Origin of the sequence: Mesorhizobium sp. B2-6-1 (genome assembly GCF_006440475.1) — a bacterium.
Lineage (GTDB): Bacteria > Pseudomonadota > Alphaproteobacteria > Rhizobiales > Rhizobiaceae > Mesorhizobium.
On the sequence record NZ_VFUH01000001.1, the window covers coordinates 192,429 to 208,816 of the forward strand.

General features: G+C 63.6%; 20 protein-coding genes. 9 read left to right on the top strand and 11 right to left on the bottom strand.

All coding sequences use genetic code 11. From position 1 onward, the window contains the following. Positions 1-23: 23 nt before the first annotated feature. Complete coding sequence (locus FJ443_RS00980; RefSeq protein ID WP_140491417.1) at positions 24-1,190, bottom strand: AI-2E family transporter; 1,167 nt, start codon at positions 1,188-1,190, stop codon at positions 24-26. A gap of 151 nt (positions 1,191-1,341) precedes the next feature. Further along, complete coding sequence (locus FJ443_RS00985) at positions 1,342-2,400, bottom strand: LLM class flavin-dependent oxidoreductase (RefSeq protein ID WP_140491419.1); 1,059 nt, start codon at positions 2,398-2,400, stop codon at positions 1,342-1,344. Between the two features lie 220 nt (positions 2,401-2,620). Here FJ443_RS00985 and FJ443_RS00990 point away from each other — a divergent pair, with 220 nt between their 5' ends. Continuing rightward, entirely contained in the window at positions 2,621-3,049 is a 429-nt protein-coding gene (locus tag FJ443_RS00990) for a DUF6481 family protein (protein ID WP_140491421.1), read from the top strand. Positions 3,050-3,231: 182 nt separating this feature from the next. On the opposite strand, the gene sugE is transcribed toward FJ443_RS00990, so the two are convergent. Both sugE and FJ443_RS31025 read right to left on the bottom strand, forming a co-directional pair. Beyond that, a complete protein-coding gene (gene sugE, locus FJ443_RS00995; RefSeq protein ID WP_140491423.1) occupies positions 3,232-3,546 on the bottom strand; it encodes a quaternary ammonium compound efflux SMR transporter SugE in 315 nt (104 codons plus the stop codon). Positions 3,547-3,779: 233 nt separating this feature from the next. Then, positions 3,780-4,103 (bottom strand): hypothetical protein, encoded by a 324-nt coding sequence (locus FJ443_RS31025; protein ID WP_210239598.1) that lies wholly within the window; start codon positions 4,101-4,103, stop codon positions 3,780-3,782. Between the two features lie 74 nt (positions 4,104-4,177). On the opposite strand from FJ443_RS31025, the gene FJ443_RS01005 reads away from it, so the two are divergent. Together FJ443_RS01005 and FJ443_RS01010 are read left to right on the top strand one after the other, a co-directional pair. Then, entirely contained in the window at positions 4,178-5,131 is a 954-nt protein-coding gene (locus tag FJ443_RS01005) for a cation diffusion facilitator family transporter (RefSeq protein ID WP_140662422.1), read from the top strand. A 123-nt stretch (positions 5,132-5,254) separates the two neighbouring features. Further along, the gene (locus tag FJ443_RS01010) at positions 5,255-5,659 is read left to right on the top strand and encodes a GFA family protein (protein WP_140491431.1); all 405 of its coding nucleotides are present in this window, start codon (positions 5,255-5,257) and stop codon (positions 5,657-5,659) included. A gap of 19 nt (positions 5,660-5,678) precedes the next feature. Here FJ443_RS01010 and FJ443_RS01015 read toward each other — a convergent pair whose 3' ends face one another. Beyond that, positions 5,679-6,965, bottom strand: a complete 1,287-nt coding sequence (locus tag FJ443_RS01015; RefSeq protein ID WP_140491433.1) for a DNA recombination protein RmuC — start codon at positions 6,963-6,965, stop codon at positions 5,679-5,681. A gap of 103 nt (positions 6,966-7,068) precedes the next feature. On the opposite strand from FJ443_RS01015, the gene def reads away from it, so the two are divergent. The 4 genes from def to truA are packed head-to-tail and all read left to right on the top strand — an operon-like array spanning position 7,069 to position 9,817. Then, entirely contained in the window at positions 7,069-7,599 is a 531-nt protein-coding gene (gene def / locus FJ443_RS01020) for a peptide deformylase (RefSeq protein ID WP_140662424.1), read from the top strand. A 6-nt stretch (positions 7,600-7,605) separates the two neighbouring features. After that, positions 7,606-8,541 (top strand): methionyl-tRNA formyltransferase, encoded by a 936-nt coding sequence (gene fmt, locus FJ443_RS01025; RefSeq protein WP_140662426.1) that lies wholly within the window; start codon positions 7,606-7,608, stop codon positions 8,539-8,541. Continuing rightward, the gene (locus FJ443_RS01030; RefSeq protein ID WP_140662428.1) at positions 8,538-9,044 is read left to right on the top strand and encodes an N-acetyltransferase; all 507 of its coding nucleotides are present in this window, start codon (positions 8,538-8,540) and stop codon (positions 9,042-9,044) included. Before fmt ends, FJ443_RS01030 begins: the two co-directional genes overlap by 4 nt. Before the next feature lie 23 nt (positions 9,045-9,067). Then, entirely contained in the window at positions 9,068-9,817 is a 750-nt protein-coding gene (gene truA, locus FJ443_RS01035) for a tRNA pseudouridine(38-40) synthase TruA (protein ID WP_140662430.1), read from the top strand. On the opposite strand, the gene FJ443_RS01040 is transcribed toward truA, so the two are convergent. Both FJ443_RS01040 and dapE read right to left on the bottom strand, forming a co-directional pair. Continuing rightward, complete coding sequence (locus FJ443_RS01040; protein ID WP_140514320.1) at positions 9,805-10,434, bottom strand: transporter; 630 nt, start codon at positions 10,432-10,434, stop codon at positions 9,805-9,807. The genes truA and FJ443_RS01040 overlap by 13 nt on opposite strands. 5 nt (positions 10,435-10,439) lie before the next feature. Further along, positions 10,440-11,633 (bottom strand): succinyl-diaminopimelate desuccinylase, encoded by a 1,194-nt coding sequence (gene dapE / locus FJ443_RS01045; protein ID WP_140662433.1) that lies wholly within the window; start codon positions 11,631-11,633, stop codon positions 10,440-10,442. A gap of 129 nt (positions 11,634-11,762) precedes the next feature. Here dapE and FJ443_RS01050 point away from each other — a divergent pair, with 129 nt between their 5' ends. Then, a complete protein-coding gene (locus FJ443_RS01050; RefSeq protein WP_140662436.1) occupies positions 11,763-12,824 on the top strand; it encodes a 2-dehydropantoate 2-reductase in 1,062 nt (353 codons plus the stop codon). A 73-nt stretch (positions 12,825-12,897) separates the two neighbouring features. Here the strand turns inward: FJ443_RS01050 and FJ443_RS01055 are convergent, their stop codons facing one another. From FJ443_RS01055 to dapD, 3 genes are all read right to left on the bottom strand, one after another. Then, the gene (locus FJ443_RS01055; protein ID WP_224646216.1) at positions 12,898-13,275 is read right to left on the bottom strand and encodes a DUF805 domain-containing protein; all 378 of its coding nucleotides are present in this window, start codon (positions 13,273-13,275) and stop codon (positions 12,898-12,900) included. After that, complete coding sequence (locus FJ443_RS01060) at positions 13,268-13,582, bottom strand: DUF805 domain-containing protein (protein ID WP_140655284.1); 315 nt, start codon at positions 13,580-13,582, stop codon at positions 13,268-13,270. The genes FJ443_RS01055 and FJ443_RS01060 overlap by 8 nt, the downstream gene beginning before the upstream one ends. 72 nt (positions 13,583-13,654) lie before the next feature. Next, positions 13,655-14,509, bottom strand: coding sequence for a 2,3,4,5-tetrahydropyridine-2,6-dicarboxylate N-succinyltransferase (dapD, locus tag FJ443_RS01065; protein ID WP_140491451.1), 855 nt, complete (start codon positions 14,507-14,509; stop codon positions 13,655-13,657). Positions 14,510-14,655: 146 nt separating this feature from the next. On the opposite strand from dapD, the gene FJ443_RS01070 reads away from it, so the two are divergent. Continuing rightward, positions 14,656-15,501 (top strand): LOG family protein, encoded by an 846-nt coding sequence (locus FJ443_RS01070; RefSeq protein ID WP_140491453.1) that lies wholly within the window; start codon positions 14,656-14,658, stop codon positions 15,499-15,501. A gap of 134 nt (positions 15,502-15,635) precedes the next feature. Here FJ443_RS01070 and FJ443_RS01075 read toward each other — a convergent pair whose 3' ends face one another. Continuing rightward, positions 15,636-16,346: a pyrimidine 5'-nucleotidase gene (locus FJ443_RS01075; RefSeq protein ID WP_140491455.1), complete on the bottom strand. Its 711-nt coding sequence runs from the start codon at positions 16,344-16,346 to the stop codon at positions 15,636-15,638. Positions 16,347-16,388: the final 42 nt, after the last annotated feature.

Below are 16,388 nucleotides of genomic sequence, written 5' to 3' on the forward strand. Positions count from 1 at the left end.
CGCCGCAAACCAGACGCGCGGCTTTATGCCGGAGCCTTACCTTCCTCGGTGGCCTCATCTTCCACCGCCGAGAGATGTTGTGCCGCCAGGAAGTTGCCGACATGGCTCAGACCGTCGAAGTGATCGCAGAACACCTTGATGAGGACCAGCAGCGGCACCGCCATCAGCGCGCCGACAAAGCCCCATAGCCATGACCAGAAGGCAATGGCGATGAAGATCGCCACGGCATTGATCTCGAGCCGCCGGCCGACAACCATCGGCGTTACGAATTGGCCTTCGACGATGTCGCACAAAAGCAGGAAGGCAGGCGCCAACAACGCATAGGAGATCGTGTCGAAGCTGATCAGCGCGATGATCGTAACCACGATGAGCGTGATCATGGCGCCGACATAGGGCAGGAAATTAAGCAGAGCGGCCGTGGCGCCCCAGACGAGCGGATTGGGCATGCCGAGTGCCCACAGCCCAAGGCCAATGATCGTGCCGAGGCCGATATTGATGATGGTGACGGTGAGCAGATAGTGCGAGATTTCCCGTTCCACGTCGTAAACGACCCGCAGCGCCCGCTTCTTCTCGGTGAGGCTGGCGAAGGACTGGATGATCTTTTCATAGAACATCGTGCCTGAAGCAAGCAGGAACAGCGACAGCACGAAGATGATGGTCAGGCTTGTTCCCGCCGAAAGAATGTTCGAGGCCGCCGACGACAGGAAGCCAGACTGGGCTACCGCGACTTTCTGTATGCCCGGTTCCTGCGACGTCTCGGTGAGGCCTTCGATCTGATGTGTAACCTCCATCATCCTCTCGAGCGGAGGCCGCAAATGCGCCAGCCGCTCGGTCAGCCGCTGGCCGATCGACGAAGTGTTGTTGATGAGATCGATCACCGGGCCGCTCAGCAGGTAGCCGGCGCTGGCGAAGAGGCAGAGGGACAGAAGCACCAGAAGCGTCGCCGAAATCACCTCGGGGATGCCGCGCTTGCGCAGAAGCCTGACGATCGGCGTCAGCGTCAATGCCAGCAGAAAGGCCAGTATGACCGGCATGAAGAAGGCACGGGCGAAATAGAGCGCGTAGATGGCCATGAAGATGAAGATGCCGACGAGCAGCGAGCGTATCAGATGCGTGTCGGCGCGGGCGGCGATGCGCGCCTCTTCTGCTTCGGAAACGCCCGCGACCGAAGCGGTGGGGTCAGCTTTCATCACGGTCCCTCGGCGGCGCACCGCAATTGGCGCAACCGCTGAGAAAACGCCCCTGCCGGTCCAAGGTTCCGTGAGCCGGCGTTGACGGCGAGCCCACGAGGCCCGCCGTCGCGGTTATTGTTCCCGCGCAATTTTTCGCGGAAGTGCAACACTACGCGGCAGGCGCCGGGGCCGGGACGGCGTCAGCCGTTTCCTTGCGCACGATCGGCGCCACCCTGGTGCCGTAGAGTTCAATCGCCTTCATGACCTTGGCATGCGGCATGATGCCGATCGCCATCTGCAGCAAAAAGCGGTCATTGCCGAAGATCTTGTGCTGGGCGACGATCTTCTCGGCCACCTGCTCGGGATTGCCGACGAACAAGGCGCCGCCCGGGCCGCGTGACTGGTCGAAATGCGCCCGCGAGGTCGGACCCCAGCCGCGCTCGCGGCCGATGCGGTTCATCACCTCGGCCTGTGGGCCATAGAAATCGTCGGCCGCCTTCTCGGTCGTGTCGGCGATGAAGCCGTGGACGTTGATGCTGGTGGCAAGACCCTTCGGATCGGCGCCCGCGCGCCTGGCGGCCTCGCGATAGAGGTCAAACAGCGGCGCGAACCGCGCCGGCTCGCCGCCGATGATGGCGAGCGCCAGCGGCAGGCCGAGCGCGCCCGCGCGGGCGGCGGACTGCGGCGTGCCGCCGATGGCGATCCAGATCGGCAGTTTTTCCTGCAAGGGGCGTGGGTAGACGCCGCGATCGTTGATCGGCGCGCGCAGATTGCCGGACCAGGTGATCTTCACCTGATCGCGGATGGCGAGCAGCAGGTCGAGCTTTTCGGCGAACAGCTCGTCATAATCCTCAAGATTGTAGCCGAACAGCGGAAAGGATTCGATGAACGAGCCGCGCCCGGCCATGATCTCGGCCCGGCCGCCGGAAAGAAGGTCGAGCGTGGCGAATTGCTGGAAGACGCGGACCGGATCGTCCGAAGACAGGACAGTGACGGCGCTGGTCAGTTTTATGCGTTTGGTTTGCTCGGCCGCCGCGGCCAGAGCCACGACAGGCGCGGACGCGGCATAGTCCGGCCGGTGATGCTCGCCAAGGCCGAAAACGTCAAGGCCGACCTGATCGGCCAGTTCGATCTCCTCGATCAGGTTGCGCAGCCGCTCGTGCGGGCCGATTGCGCCGGGGCCCGGCTGCGGGCTGACGTCGGCGAAAGTGTAGAGACCGAGTTCCATCTGGTGTCATCCTGGCGTTTGATTTTCGCGCTAGAGGTAGCGATCAGCCCGTATCACCACCAGAGGGTCTGACTGCGAACAGTGCGTGTCCGTTTCGGCCGCGAAGGCGTCTCCCGGCTGCAACAGCACGGAATTTCATGGCTGGCATACCGTTTTGGCGCTTGAACTCCCGGTTTTCGCGCGTATGTAAGCGTCGCGAATTGACTTCAGGGAAGTGGACTTGGCTATCTACAGGGAAAAAGACATTTTCGAGCGGCGCAACGCCGCGAACGAGGCAAAGAAGGCGCTTCTGGAGCGCTTCAAGTCGAAGCCGGCGGCGGACGATCCCGCGGTGCTGGCGCGACAGGCCGAACGCAAGGCTATCCTTGCGGCGCGTGAGATACGCGAGGCCGAGAAGGCGAGGCTGAAGCAGGAAAGGCTGGCACGCGAGGCAATCGAGAAGGCCGAGCGCGAGGCCGCAGCCGAAGCCGCACGGGTCGCGGCCGAAGAGGCGGCGCAGGCGGAAGCCAGGATTCGGGAAGCCGAAGAGGCCGAGCGCATCGCGCGTCTGCTGGCCGACGAGGCCGAGCGCAAGGCGAAGCGCGACGCGCGCTATGCGGCGCGCAAGGCGCGCACCGGCAGGACACCGCCAGGCTTTACCGGCCGCTAGCCTCAGACCGCCGGAGCAAGCTGCTTCGAGGATCAGGGTCGCTGCGAAGCGGCCCTGCATGCGTTTGTCCGCGCGCCAATTCATGCGATTGCCGACGCCGTTCGTGATGCGACTTTCGCAAAATTGCTCTGTTTGCTTCGACGCAATTCCGGATGGAAAACCGCTTCGCTTCCTGGATTGCTTTACGCCGCGAATTTCAGCCCCATAATGCCGCAGACGATGAGCGCGATGCAGGCGAGCCTGATGACGGTCGCCGGCTCGCCGAGCAGCCAGATACCGAGCAGCGCCGTGCCGACCGTGCCGATGCCGGTCCACACCGCATAGGCGGTGCCGACGGGCAGCGCTTTCAGCGCCAGTCCAAGCAGCGTGAGGCTGACGATCATCGAGGCGACCGTGAGCACGGTCGGGACGAGGCGGGTGAATCCGTCGGTATATTTGAGGCCGATTGCCCAGCCGATCTCGAACAGGCCGGCGAAAAACAGAAAAATCCATGACATGGGGAACGCTCCATCCAAGCATCGCACCGACGTCCGTTCAGGACGATGCAATGCGCGATCGACCGAGCACCGCGGCAGCCGATGCCCTGTCAGACAGTGGGCGGGTCGTCCCGACCGGATTTCAGGAGATGTGGGGTCGTCCCCGCACCAGATATAGGGTGTCTTAACGCCCGATCAACATACTGCCGGCGGTGTTCCGAACGCCGCCGGCGAACTCCATCCGAGGCACGCGACTATTTTTCCTTGAGCCTCGTTGCCTTGACCGGCGGCGCCTTGAGCGTGGGAGCAGCGGCCGGCTTCTTGGCGTCCTTCTTTGGCTTGCGGGCCTCCTTGCCTGCCTTCATCGCACCTTTTGCCATGATTCGTTCCTCCAGTTGCGGGAAGTGAAGTGAAACAAGAGAAATGCCTCTAGGCAAGGGCCGTTCGCGGTCACGGCCGCGAAAACCGGCAACCTGTTTCGGCGGCCTTATGAATCCGAACCGGCGCGCAGCGACTTGAACGGACGGGTGTTGGTGCGTCGCGATCGCCGCGGAATTTCGGCAGGCCCGCAGCATCATCTCAAGGAAATCGGCTCCCACTTTTCCTGCAATTGCTCTAGACTTCGCGTGTCGGACAGGACGACAGGGAAGCAATGGCGGGGCATGGCGGCTCTCGAACGGTCATCTACGCGGCGCTCGCCGGCAATCTCGCGATCGCGCTGACCAAATTCGCCGCAGCCCTCTTCACCGGCAGTTCGGCGATGTTTTCGGAAGGCGTGCATTCGCTGGTCGATACCGGCAATGGCAGCCTGCTGCTTTATGGCATGCATCGCGCCGCACGCCCGGCCACCCGCGCGCATCCGCTCGGCCATGGCCGCGAGCTCTACTTCTGGAGCTTCATCGTGGCGCTTCTCGTCTTCGCGCTCGGCGCCGGCGTATCGTTCTACGAAGGCGTGACGCACATCATTGCGCCCGAACCGGCCGCCAATGTCAGGGTCAACTACATCGTGCTCGGCCTGTCGTTTCTGTTCGAGGGCAGTTCATGGCTGGTGGCGCTGAGGGAATTCCGCCGGCAGAAGGGCCAGCAGGGCTGGCTGCAGGCCGTACAATCGAGCAAGGATCCAAGCGTCTACACAGTGCTGTTCGAGGACAGTGCCGCGCTTCTCGGCCTGATCGTCGCCTTTGCCGGCATATCGGCGGCGGAGATTTTCGAGATGCCGGAACTGGACGGCGCCGCCTCGATCGGCATTGCGCTGATCCTGGGGGCGACGGCGGCCTTCCTGGCGCGCGAGAGCAAGGGGCTGCTCATCGGCGAGCCTGCTTCGCCCGCGGTGCAGAAAGAAGTGCTGGCGATCGCGCAGCAGGATCCGGCGGTGCAGCGGGCGAACGGCGTCCTGACGGTCCACCTGGGGCCGGAAGAAATCGTTGCCGGCCTGAGCATCGAATTCGAGGACCATCTGTCCGCGCCGGAAATCGAAGCCTGCGTCGAGCGCCTCGAAGCGCGGCTAAGGAAGGAAATGCCCGAGATCACCCGGCTGTTCGTCAAGCCGCAGACGACAGGCACCTGGGAACAGCGCCGCAAGCTGATCGAATCGGCATCCGAGTAGAGTTTTGAGCAGGTCTCGAAACCACATTCCACTCCTCGGGATTATGTCTTGGACCAGCGTCGCGTCGTTGCCTTGCGACGCTGCGCCGCTAAAATCAGCCGATCGAGTTTTGGAGGACTGATTATGAAGATCGACGGCGGCTGTCATTGTGGTGCCATCACCTATGAGGCGGAGGTCGAACCGGAAAAGACCTCGATCTGCCATTGTACCGATTGCCAACAGTTGACCGGTACGGCCTTTCGCGTCACCGTTCCGGCGCCTGAAGATCACTACCGGATCACAAAGGGTACACCGAAGGTCTACATCAAGACCGTGGCAAGCGGCGCCAAGCGCGTCCAGGCCTTTTGCGCCGACTGCGGTTCGCACCTTTACGCCACGTCGGTCGGAGATGGCCCAAAGGTCTACGGCATTCGAGTGGGAACCGCGCGGCAACGCCAGGATTTGATTCCGACACTGCAAAAATGGCACCGCTCGGCGCTTCACTGGCTACCTGAATTTCACGGCATGACCACAGTGGAGGAGCAGTAGCGCCGTCCGATGCGGCGCCTCATTCGTCGCCTTCGACGACCCTCAGCCTGAGCTGGCCGGTCTTTGAATCGGCAACGCGTGGGGAATCGACAACGCGCGGGCCAGGTTCCGGCTTCGCAGGGGCTGGTGACGCCATGTCAGGGTCGGCATCGCCTCCGGGCTGCGCCCCAAACTCCAGAGCTTCGATCTTCTGGCCGCGTTTGGTCACCTTCGACGTCGAGACGAGGATGTCGTCTATATCCTTGGCCGACTGGGCAAAATGGCCCTGCAATTTGCGCACCCGCTCGTCGACGCGCGAAACATCCTCCATCAGCCGGATCACCTCGCCCTGGATCAGGTGTGCCTGCTCGCGCATACGGGCATCCTTCAGGATCGCCTGGATGACCTGGATCGACAGCATCAGGAGCGACGGCGAGACGATGACGACGCGGGCGCGGTGCGCCTTCTGCACCACCGCCTCGAAATTTTCGTGGATCTCGGCAAACACCGATTCCGACGGCACGAACATGAAGGCGGTATCCTGCGTCTCGCCCTGGATCAGATATTTATCCGCGATATCGCGGACATGCACCTCGATGTCGCGGCGGAAGGCCTGCGACGCGACCTTCTGCTGTTCGGCGCCTTCGGCGGCGCGGATGGCGTTCCAGGCTTCCAGCGGAAACTTGGCGTCGACGGCAAGCGCCGGCGCGCCGTTGGGCATCTTCACCAGGCAATCGGGACGGCTGCCGTTGGACAAGGTCGCCTGGAACTCGTAGGCGCCGTGCGGCAGACCGTCGGCGACGATCGCTTCCATGCGCGACTGGCCGAAGGCGCCGCGCGTCTGCTTGTTGGAGAGGATCGCCTGCAATTGCACGACCTGGCCGGCGAGCGACTGGATGTTGCCTTGCGCGGTGTCGATGACGGCCAGCCGCTCCTGCAATTTGGCCAGGCTCTCATGAGTGGATTTGGTTTGCTCGGTCATGGTCTGGCCGAGGCGGCCGGTCATGGCATCGAGGCGCTGGCCGATCGATTGCGTCAGTTCCGCCTGCCGCGCGCCGAAGACTTCCGCGATGGCGCCCATGCGGCCCTGCATCTCGGCTTGGCTTTGCAATATGCCGGCCATCCGCGCCTCGGCGTCGCGGGCATGGTCGGCGGCTTCGGCAGCGGCCACGGCGCGCGCCTTGGCCGAGCGCCACAGCGCGACGACAAGCGCCACGAACAGGCCAAGAAACACAAAGGCCCCGAACGCCAGCGCATGGCCGAGCGTGATCGTGGTCGCGCCAAGCCGGGCGACAGGTTCCGAAAGGATGGATGTCAGGTCGTTCATGCACACAGCATAGACGATTCGGCCGGCCAGCACAGATCAAAACGTGAACGATCCCCCGGCGTACCGGTTGACGCCCTTTATTCAAGGTCTTAGGTGAGACGCCATGCCGATCAAGCCGCTCATCATTCTTCCCGACCCCATCCTGCGCCAGGTTTCCAAGCCGGTGGAGCGCGTCGACGCGCCCTTGCGCAAACTGGCCGACGACATGCTGGCGACCATGTATGACGCGCCCGGCATCGGGCTGGCCGCGATCCAGATCGGCGAGCCGCTGCGCATGCTGGTGATCGACCTCGCCAAGGAGGACGAGACGCCGGCGCCGCATGTCTTCATCAATCCCGAAATCCTGGAAAGCGCCGACCAGCGCTCCGTCTACGAGGAAGGTTGCCTGTCGATTCCCGACTATTATGCCGAGGTCGAACGCCCGGCTTCCGTGCGGATCAAGTATCTCGACCGCGATGGCAAGCTGCAGGAAACGGAGGCCGAGGGGCTGATGGCAACCTGCCTGCAGCATGAGATCGACCATCTCAACGGCGTGCTGTTCATCGACCACATTTCGAAGCTGAAGCGCGACATGGTGGTGAAGAAGTTCAAGAAGCTGGCCAAGGACAAGGCTCCGGGCAAGCTGGTGGGATAGGGGACAATGCCCCTTCGCGTCATTTTCATGGGCACGCCGGAGTTTTCGGTGCCGACATTGCGCGCAATTGCCGATGCCGGACATGAGGTCGCGGCCGTCTACACGCAGCCGCCGCGAGCCGCCGGCCGGCGCGGCCTTGAGCTGACGCCGTCGCCGGTACAGCGCGAGGCGGAACGGCTGGGCATCGAGACGCGCACGCCGACGTCGCTCAAGGGCGAGGCCGAACAGGCAGCTTTTCGCGCGCTGCAAGCCGATATCGGCGTGATCGTGGCTTATGGCCTGCTTTTGCCCAGGGCGGTTCTTGAGTCGCCGCGACTGGGCTGCATCAACGGCCATGCCTCGCTGTTGCCGCGGTGGCGCGGTGCGGCGCCCATCCAACGGGCGATCATGGCGGGCGACAGCGAAACCGGCATGATGGTCATGCGCATGGAAGAAGGCCTCGACACCGGCCCGGTGGGGCTGGTTGAAAAATGCGTCATCGAACCCGATATGACCGCCGGCGATCTGCATGATCGATTGATGGGCGTCAGCGCCGCACTGATCGTGGAAGCGCTGGCGCGGCTGGAAAGGAATAGCCTGGCGTTCACCGCCCAAGCGGTTGAGGGGGTGACCTATGCCAAAAAGATCGGTAAATCCGAGACGCACGTGGATTGGACGCGACCCGCGGCCGAAGTCCACAATAACATTCGCGGCCTGTCGCCCTTCCCCGGCGCCTGGTGCGAGGTTGAAATTGGTGGCCGGGTGGAACGGCTGAAACTGCTTCGCTCGACGCTTGCGCAAGGTGTGGGCGAGCCGGGAGGAATTCTCGACGACCGCCTGACGGTCGCCTGCGGAGCGGGCGCGATCCGGCTGGTCGAAGTTCAACGGGCGGGCGGAAGGCCCGCCGCCGCGCAAGAATTCCTGCGCGGGACCAAGATCGAAAAAGGAATGAAATTGTCATGAGCATGATGTCGATACGCGCGGCGACGCCGCGGGATCGCGAGGCCATCCGCCTCGTCGAGGAACACGCTTTCGGCCAGCAGGCGGAGGCCGGGCTGGTTGACGCGCTGGTCTCCGGCGGCGACGCCGTTGTCGAACTGGTCGCGGAAGAAGACGGGCAAGCGGTTGGCCACATCCTGTTTTCGCGTCTTTTCGTCCGCACCGGCGGCAAGGATTTCCCGGCGGTGGCACTGGCGCCGCTCGCGGTGGAGCCGTCCTTTCACGGCACCGGCATTGGCGGCGCGCTGATCCGCGAGGCTCACATCCGCCTGCGCGACGCCGGCGAGATGCTGGCCGTGGTGCTGGGCGACCCCACCTACTATGGCCGTTTCGGCTACAGCCACGCGCGCGCCGGAGGATTCGAGAGCGAATACCAGGGCGAGGCGCTGCAGGCGCTGGCCTGGGGCGACGCTCCCGAAACCGGCCGGCTGGTCTACGCCTCGGCCTTCACCGCACTCGCCGCCTAGGCGAGTGCGTATAGCCGCCCGACATGCCGCGTTTTCGCCTCGACATCGAATATGACGGCAGCCTGTTTGCCGGCTGGCAGCACCAGGCGGACCAGCCTTCGGTGCAGCAGGCGATCGAGCAGGCGATCGAAAAATTCTGCGGCCAGCAGGTCCGCTTGCGCGCTGCCGGCCGTACCGATGCGGGCGTGCATGCGACGGCCCAGGTGGCGCATGTCGACCTGGCCAAGGCCTGGCCGGACGACAAGGTGCGCGATGCCGTCAACGCGCATCTGCAGGGCGCGGGCAATCGCATCGCGATCTTGAAAGCCACGACCGTCGTCGACGGCTTCGATGCCCGCTTCTCGGCTATCGGCCGTCACTACCTCTACCGCATCCTCAACCGGCGCGCGCCCTCGGCGCTGGAAAAGGGCAAGGTATGGTGGGTGCCGAAGCAGCTTGACGCCGCTGCCATGCACGAAGCAGCCAAAGTGCTGCTTGGACGGCACGATTTCACCACCTTCCGTTCCACGCAATGCCAAGCCGAGAGCCCGGTGCGCACGCTCGACCGTCTTGACGTCAGCCGTTCGGGCGACATGATCGAAGTCAGAGCCTCGGCGCGTTCCTTCCTGCACAACCAGGTGCGCTCGATGGTCGGCTCGCTCAAGCGCGTCGGCGAAGGCGCCTGGACGGCCGGCGATCTCAAGGCGGCGCTCGAGGCGCGCGACCGCGCCGCCTGCGGCCAGGTGGCGCCGCCCGACGGGCTTTTTCTGATCGGCGTCGATTATCCCGGATAGAGTCCCGAAAGGCTCTGAGCTCCGGTGTCCGGAACCGTGATGCCAAGCAGCGCCTGCAGCCCGAACAGCACGATCAGCGAAGCGATGAACATGCCAACGAAGACAGCGGTCCCGATTGCGGCCCCCCTGCCGATGGTCGCGTTGGTCATGCGCCAGGTCAGCACCATCGACAGCGCGAACAACAGCAGCGACACAAGGCTGGAGATCTGGCTCGCCGAGGTCAGGAAAAGCCTGATCAGCGCGGACGGCAGCATCAGCCAGGCGGTGATGGCCGAAGCCCAGTTCGAGGCCACGACATAGTGGACGAAGCGGCCGCCGATGCCGGCGCGCGGCGCGACCAGAGCGAGTGCGACCAGAGGCAGCACCCAGGAACCGATATCGACTGTCGCCAGCCGCAACAGCATGCTGAAGCGGCCCGCGAAGGCATCGGGATCGCCGATCTCGTTGGCGATGCCGACCCAGCCGACGATCAATGCCGGCGCCGCGACGACGATGGCGAAAAAGGAATTCCAGAAACCATCGGCAGACAGGTCGAGCAGACGCAGGCCATCGGCCCTGCCGAGCATCAGTCGCCAGGCGCCGGTCAGCGAAACTTGGGTCTCGTCCGCCGAAAGCATGCTGCTCAGTCCTGTCCGAACCAGTCTTCGATGAAGCGCTGATAGATTTGCGTCAGCGTCTCGAGATCGGCAAGGGCAACGCGCTCGTCGACCATGTGCATGGTCTTGCCGACCAGGCCGAATTCGACCACCGGGCAATAGTCCTTGATGAAGCGCGCATCCGAGGTGCCGCCGGAGGTGGATAGCGCCGGTTCTCTGCCTACCACCGCCTTGACCGAGCCGCTCAACGTCTCGATCAGCCTGTCGTCGCGGGTCAGGAAGACATGGCTCGGCCGGTCGCGCCAGACGAGTTCGTAGTCGACCGGCATCTCCTTGCCGGGCCGATATTTCCTGCGGCCCGCCGCCTGGTCGAGACGGTTGTGGATTTCGGCCTGTATGGTCTCGGCGGTCCAGCTGTCATTGAAGCGGATGTTGAAGGTGGCGGTTGCCTTGGCTGGAATGACGTTGGTGGCCGGGTTGCCTACATCGATGGATGTCACCTCCAGATTGGTCGGCTGGAAATCCTTCGTGCCCTCATCGAAGACGGGATGCAGCAAAGCATCGATCAGGCTCATCAGCCCGCGTACCGGATTGTCGGCAAGCAAGGGGTAAGCGACATGGCCCTGGCGGCCATTGACGATGACGTCGCCCGACAGCGAGCCGCGCCGGCCGATTTTTATCATGTCGCCGAGCGCAGCCGGGTTGGTCGGCTCGCCGACGATCGATGCATCCCATTTCTCGCCCCTGGAAGCCGCCCATTCGAGCAGCTTCGTGGTACCGTTGATGGCCGGGCCTTCCTCGTCGCCGGTGATCAGCAGCGAGACCGAGCCCTTCGGGCCGCCATTCGCCTCGACATGGCGCGCTACCGCGGCGATGAAACAGGCGATGCCGCCCTTCATGTCGACCGCACCCCGGCCATACATCTCGCCATTGGCGATCTCGGCGCCGAAGGGCGGATGCGTCCAGGCGGCTTCGTCGCCGACCGGCACCACGTCGGTGTGTCCGGCGAACATCAGATGAGGGCCATTGCCGGAGCGCCTGGCATAAAGGTTCTCGATATCGGGCGTGCCGTCTTCCGAAAACACCGGGCGATCGACGAGGAAGCCGAGCGGTTCCAGCATCGTCTGCAACGCGGTCAGCGCACCGCCTTCGGCCGGCGTCACGGAGGCGCAACGGATGAGGGCGGCGAGGTTTGCGGCGGGATCGGTCGGCAGCGTCATGGCAAAAGCGATAGTCGAAAGCTGAAGGCCTGTCACGGCCAGACGTAGGGGCCAGTCCTATGACCGGCGATACCGCCGACATTATGGTTTTCATGTCGTATAGTCGTGGGCCCGGTGCGGAGCGACTGGATGGCAAACGGGGACAAGAGAATCGTCATTGCCGGCGCCGGCAGCATCGGCTGCTATGCCGGCGGCTGCCTGGCGCTCGCCGGGCGCCAGGTGATTCTGCTTGCCCGGCCGCGCATCGAGGCGGCTCTGCGGCAAGGCGGATTGCGGGTCAGCGACCTTGAGGGCCGCGACCGGGGCCTCGAGCGGCAAGCGCTTGCCGTCACCACAGATCCAGCCGCCGCCTTGCCGCAGGCGGACGTGATCCTGGTCACCGTCAAGAGCGGCGCGACGCGGGAAATGGCTGCGCTCATCGCCGCACATGCCCCGCCGGACGCCGTGGTGGTGAGCCTGCAGAACGGCATCGACAATGCCGACAGGCTGCGCGCCGGTGTCGACGGGCGAACAGTGCTGGCGGGCATGGTGCCGTTCAATGTCGTGCAATCGGCCGACGGCGAATTGCCGCTTCGTGTCCACCGCGCCAGCGACGGCAAGGTCATGATCGAGGACAGCGATGCCGGTCTGATCAGCCTTCTCGGCGTCGAAGGGTTCCGGGTTGAAGTCCATGCCGACATGAAAGCCGTGCTGTGGGGCAAGCTTTTGATGAATTTGAACAATGCGCTGGTGGCGCTTTCGGGCCTGCCGCTGGCGAGCGAGCTTGCCGACCGGCGCTGGCGGCTGATCCTGGCAAGACAGATCGACGAGGCGCTCCAGGCCATGAAGGCGTCGGGCATCGAGCCGGCGCGGATCGCCGGCTTGCGGCCGGCGCGGATCGCCGGCTTGCGGCCGGCGCTGTTGCCGATAGTGCTCCGCCTCCCCGATTGGCTATTCAGGCTGCTGGCGCGGCGGATGCTGGCCATCGACCCGGAGGCGCGTTCCTCCATGTGGGACGATCTGCAGCGCGGCCGGCCGACGGAGATCGGCGATTTGCAAGGCGCCGTTCTTCGCCTGGCGCAAGAAGCGGGCACGCCGGCGCCGACGGTCCGGCGGATCATCGCCCTGGTGCGTGAAGCGGAAGCGGCCGGCCGCGGATCGCCCGGTTTCGGCGCGGATCAGGTCGCCGCGCCTGAAGCGCGTCGCGTCTGAATGAATTCAGGCGACGCGGATCAGGCCTTCATTTTCATGCATACCGTCAGTAGCGTATCGCGATGATGGGCGCTCAGGGTTCGGCCGGTGCATTGGTGCGCTTGCCATAGCGGTTGGGTCCGGGCTTGCCCGGAAACAGGCAAAGCACGACGAAGGCGACGATCGAGACGACCGGCACGAACAGGATCAACGCCGCGATGCCGGGCTTGTCGAGGTCGTGCAGCCGCTTCACCGCCAGTGCGATGTTCGACCACAGCGAGGCGATGAAGGCGATGAAGAAGACGAACGACCACATGTTGCTCTCGGGCGAGCCTTCCGGCACCAGCGTGAAACGATAGAGCGGGAAGGCCTGGATGATGGCCACGAGCAGCCCACCAAGAAAATAGGCCGCGCGGCTGACGCGGCCCGATGTCTTGAAGAAAAGCCAAGTAAGGTTGGATCTGTCAGGCAAGCGGGTCCCGTCCATATTGATTGACACCCTGGGCGCCTTCGAGAACGCCGAGACCGATCAGCGTCCACCAGCCCGACTTGTCGCGGTCGTGCCAGCGTTTTGCATAGAGAGCAATCGCGAAATAGATCGACGCCAGCGCGACGAGCATGCCGATCCTGCCGCCGCCTGCGGTCGTGAAGCGCGTGCCGAGAATCGCATCGAGAATGAAGACAACAATACCGATGACGATGAATATACCGATGCCGGCCCAGAACTTGGCGCGATTGATGCGGCTGTCGAAGCTCGTCAGCAGATACTTCCAGTCCATGTCACCCCTCCATGTTGAACCGGCGCGACCGATCGTCGCGCCGGCGGAAGGTGCGCCCGCTTTCCAAAAAGATCAATCGCGCAGCAATTCGTTGATCGACGTTTTGGACCGGGTCCTGGCATCGACCCGCTTGACGATGACCGCGCAATAGAGACTTGGACCCGGCTCATTGTTCGGAAACGGCTTGCCAGGCAGCGAACCGGCTACGACGACGGAATTCGGCGGCACTTCGCCGTAGAAAATCTCGCCGGTGGCGCGGTCGACGATCTTGGTCGATTGGCCAATGAAGACGCCCATGCCGAGCACAGAGCCCTCGCGCACGATGCAGCCTTCGACCACTTCCGAGCGCGCGCCGATGAAGCAATTGTCCTCGATGATGGTGGGACCGGCCTGCATCGGCTCCAGCACGCCGCCGATGCCGACGCCGCCCGACAGGTGCACATTCTTGCCGATCTGGGCGCAGGAGCCCACCGAAGCCCAGGTATCGACCATGGTGCCCGAATCGACATAGGCGCCGACATTGACGAAGGACGGCATCAGCACGGCGCCCGGCGCGACATAGGCCGAGCGGCGCACGATCGACGACGGCACGGCGCGGAAACCGGCCTTCTCGAAATCGACGGCGCTCCAGCCGTCGAACTTCGACGGCACCTTGTCCCACCACACGGCCTGGCCGGGACCGCCCTTGATGATCTCCATCGGGTTCAGCCGGAAGGACAAAAGGACGGCTTTCTTCAGCCATTGGTTGACATGCCACTGGCCATCGGCCTGGCGCTCGGCAACGCGGGCGGTGCCGCGGTCGAGCAGATCGAGCGCCGACTGGATGGCGTCGCGTGTCTCGCCTCTGGTCGCCGTCGAAATCGCGTCACGTTCCTCGAAGGCCTTGTCGATGGTCTTTTCGAGGCTCGCCAGATCCGGCTTCGACATGAATTCGCTCCATTACCAGGCTGTTAAGGGGCTGAGCCTTAACCTGTTTTGAAAATCGCGCGGACCCTATGTGAAGGCAGAGTAGGGGTCAATCGCGACTGCGCCATGGGACGGCGCAAGTGAATGAAATGGACGGACCTGACATCATGACACCCATGGAAAAGGCGGGCTGGACGCCGCTGCCGCATTCGGACGAGGATCTGGAGCGGGCCAGGAGCGTGCCGGACACGCCGCAGACGCGCGCCGAGACCTACCGCCTGGCGTGGAACGATCCCGACTTCATGACGCGGCGCGAATTGCGCGCGGTCAGGCTGCAGCTCGAACTCCTGAAGCCGGAGATGATCCTGGCCGAGCGCGGTATCCGCTCGACCGTGGTCCTGTTCGGGGGCGCGCGGCTGCCGGAACCCGGCGGCGAGGCCTGGGCGGCCAAAAACGAGACGCAGAAGAAGAACCTTGAGGAAAACAGCAAATATTACGAGGAAGCGCGCAAATTCGCCCGCCTCTGCTCGCAGCAATCGGCCAGTTCATACTACCGCGAATATGTCGTGGTGACCGGCGGCGGGCCCGGCGTGATGGAAGCGGGCAATCGCGGCGCCGACGATGTCGGCGCGCCCTCTATCGGCCTTAACATCGTTCTGCCGCACGAGCAGGCGCCCAATGCCTATGTGACGCCGGAACTCTGTTTCAACTTCCACTATTTCGCCATCCGCAAGATGCATTTCGTCATGCGCGCGAAGGCCGTCGCGGTGTTTCCCGGCGGCTTCGGCACGATGGACGAATTCTTCGAGACGCTGACGCTGATCCAGACCGGGCGCATGGAGCGCGTGCCGGTGATCCTGTTCGGCAAATCCTTCTGGAAACGGGCGATCGATCTCGACTTCCTCGCCGAGCAAGGCACGATCAGTCCCGGCGACCAGGACATCATCGATTTCGTCGACACCGCCGACGAGGCCTGGGGCATCGTCAGCCGGTTCTATAAGTTAGGGGAATAATGAATAATGAGTAGTGAGTAGTGAGTAGTGAGTAGTGAGTAGTGAGTAGTGAGTAGTGAGTAGTGAGTAGTGAGTGAGAGAATAAGCCGCTTGCAGCCTCTACTCGCCGATCAATTTCCATTACTCACTACTCACTACTGTCTTATCCCCACAACTATCTCCGTCAGAAACCCGGCCAAATCGTCGGTGACGAAGTCGACATCATCTTCCTGCGCCGGATCGCGCTCCCAGATTTCGGAGAATGTCGGCTCGAAATTGCGCGGCACCACCAGGACCGTCGTCATGCCCAGTGACTTCGGCACGGACAGGTTGCGCGCGAGATCCTCGAACATCACCGCATTGTGGCCGGTGACGGCGTGAAGTTCGGCGAATTTCTCGTAGGTCTGGCGCGCAGGCTTGGGGTTGAGCCCGGCAGCGACGATATCGAAGATGTCGTCGAAATGATCAAGGATGCCAAGCTGGCGCGCAGTGCGCTCGGCATGCCTGCGGTCGCCGTTGGTGAAGATGAACTTGCGGCCGGGAAGCTGGCGAATGGCGGTGCCGAGGACGGGATCCGGCACCAGCCAGGAATAGTCGATGTCGTGGACCTTCTCGAGGAAATCGTCGGGGTCTATGCCATGGCGCGTCATCAACCCGTTCAGCGTCGTGCCATATTCCCGATAAAGTTCTTTCTGCAGCTTGCGCGCGTCCTCGCGCGGCAGCGACAGCAGTTCCCCGACATAGGCGGTCATCTTGACGTCGATCTGCGAGAACAGATTCGAATGATGCGGATAGAGCGTGTTGTCCAGGTCGAACACCCAGTCGGTGACATGGGCGAAGCGAGCGGGGTCGGGGTGTGTAGCCATGCGCCCCTTATGGCACGAAACGGACGATCTTGAAGGGGCTTT

What these genes read in the sequence shown, in the direction of transcription:
- FJ443_RS00980 (WP_140491417.1), bottom strand. Translation starts at nt 1,190, where the DNA reads ATGAAAGCTGACCCCACCGCTTCGGTCGCGGGCGTTTCCGAAGCAGAA.
- FJ443_RS00985 (WP_140491419.1), bottom strand. Translation starts at nt 2,400, where the DNA reads ATGGAACTCGGTCTCTACACTTTCGCCGACGTCAGCCCGCAGCCGGGC.
- sugE (WP_140491423.1), bottom strand. Translation starts at nt 3,546, where the DNA reads ATGTCATGGATTTTTCTGTTTTTCGCCGGCCTGTTCGAGATCGGCTGG.
- FJ443_RS31025 (WP_210239598.1), bottom strand. Translation starts at nt 4,103, where the DNA reads ATGATGCTGCGGGCCTGCCGAAATTCCGCGGCGATCGCGACGCACCAA.
- FJ443_RS01005 (WP_140662422.1), top strand. Translation starts at nt 4,178, where the DNA reads ATGGCGGGGCATGGCGGCTCTCGAACGGTCATCTACGCGGCGCTCGCC.
- FJ443_RS01010 (WP_140491431.1), top strand. Translation starts at nt 5,255, where the DNA reads ATGAAGATCGACGGCGGCTGTCATTGTGGTGCCATCACCTATGAGGCG.
- FJ443_RS01015 (WP_140491433.1), bottom strand. Translation starts at nt 6,965, where the DNA reads ATGAACGACCTGACATCCATCCTTTCGGAACCTGTCGCCCGGCTTGGC.
- def (WP_140662424.1), top strand. Translation starts at nt 7,069, where the DNA reads ATGCCGATCAAGCCGCTCATCATTCTTCCCGACCCCATCCTGCGCCAG.
- fmt (WP_140662426.1), top strand. Translation starts at nt 7,606, where the DNA reads ATGCCCCTTCGCGTCATTTTCATGGGCACGCCGGAGTTTTCGGTGCCG.
- FJ443_RS01030 (WP_140662428.1), top strand. Translation starts at nt 8,538, where the DNA reads ATGAGCATGATGTCGATACGCGCGGCGACGCCGCGGGATCGCGAGGCC.
- truA (WP_140662430.1), top strand. Translation starts at nt 9,068, where the DNA reads ATGCCGCGTTTTCGCCTCGACATCGAATATGACGGCAGCCTGTTTGCC.
- FJ443_RS01040 (WP_140514320.1), bottom strand. Translation starts at nt 10,434, where the DNA reads ATGCTTTCGGCGGACGAGACCCAAGTTTCGCTGACCGGCGCCTGGCGA.
- dapE (WP_140662433.1), bottom strand. Translation starts at nt 11,633, where the DNA reads ATGACGCTGCCGACCGATCCCGCCGCAAACCTCGCCGCCCTCATCCGT.
- FJ443_RS01050 (WP_140662436.1), top strand. Translation starts at nt 11,763, where the DNA reads ATGGCAAACGGGGACAAGAGAATCGTCATTGCCGGCGCCGGCAGCATC.
- FJ443_RS01060 (WP_140655284.1), bottom strand. Translation starts at nt 13,582, where the DNA reads ATGGACTGGAAGTATCTGCTGACGAGCTTCGACAGCCGCATCAATCGC.
- dapD (WP_140491451.1), bottom strand. Translation starts at nt 14,509, where the DNA reads ATGTCGAAGCCGGATCTGGCGAGCCTCGAAAAGACCATCGACAAGGCC.
- FJ443_RS01070 (WP_140491453.1), top strand. Translation starts at nt 14,656, where the DNA reads ATGACACCCATGGAAAAGGCGGGCTGGACGCCGCTGCCGCATTCGGAC.
- FJ443_RS01075 (WP_140491455.1), bottom strand. Translation starts at nt 16,346, where the DNA reads ATGGCTACACACCCCGACCCCGCTCGCTTCGCCCATGTCACCGACTGG.